The sequence below is a fragment of the Bacillus sp. mrc49 genome, assembly GCF_002803435.1.
In genome coordinates this window covers 1-908 of sequence record NZ_PHNG01000178.1, presented here as the reverse complement: position 1 = coordinate 908, position 908 = coordinate 1, and the positions used below count along the sequence as shown (strand labels likewise).

The 908-nt window shown below is 48.1% G+C and carries 2 protein-coding genes; both read right to left on the bottom strand.

Features of this window, described 5'->3' with window-relative positions; translation table 11 throughout:
- Positions 1-78: 78 nt before the first annotated feature.
- Entirely contained in the window at positions 79-273 is a 195-nt protein-coding gene (locus CVN76_RS01235; protein WP_061141372.1) for a YwbE family protein, read from the bottom strand.
- A 101-nt stretch (positions 274-374) separates the two neighbouring features.
- Positions 375-908 (bottom strand): (2Fe-2S)-binding protein (locus CVN76_RS01230; protein WP_157805422.1); only part of this gene is annotated, 534 nt, incomplete at its 5' end.

Below are 908 nucleotides of genomic sequence, written 5' to 3'. Positions count from 1 at the left end.
GAAACATGATTGAAATATCGCTGTCATTCCCGTTTGCTTGAAAAATTAAAAAAACACTCGGCCTGGACCGAGTGCGGTTTACTTATGGATGACTTGGACCCTGCCAACCTGGCCATCGGTCAATCTTACTTTTATTCCATGTGGGTGACTGCTGGAGTTGGTCAAAATATCCTTTACCGTTCCGTTTGTCAGTTTACCGCTGCGTTGATCAGCTTTCAGTACAATATCTACAGACGTACCTGGTGTAATATCTTTCCGGTTTTTACCGTTCATGTTCGATCCCATCCTTTTTGAGGTATTTGCAACGATTCGTTCATGCAGTAACTTCAGTATAAGGAAAACAGCGGGCCTAGTCGACCATTAGGAGAGGACCATTATCGTATTTTCTTCAAAGGCTCGACAGCTGGGCCATTCAGCACCTCTCCTGTGATGGAGAACCGAGAGGCATGGCAAGGGCAGTCCCATGTACGGTCACCGCTATTCCAGACAACCTCGCAGCCCATATGGGTACACGTGGAGTCGACGATATGAAGCTGGCCGTCATGATCGCGGTAACAGCCCGCCTTGTCTCCGTCGACTTTCACGATCGCTCCTTCATCGATGCCTACATCCTCTGGAGTTTTTTGGATGACGGCCAATTTCCCCTTAATCATATGCTTCGCGACATCGGCATTGTCTTCGACCATATTCATCAAACCCTTTAAGCGGGAAGGGTTATACAAATCGGCATACCGATTGTCCTTTTGCAAAATATGGTCGGTCATGATCTTTGCAGCGATCGATCCATTGGTCATGCCCCATTTAGCATAACCGGTAGCAATCAGGACGTTTGGATGATTGGGGGTCACCGGACCGACGAAGGGAATCTTATCCGGTGTCACGATATCCTGTGCCGACCAGCGATAAGG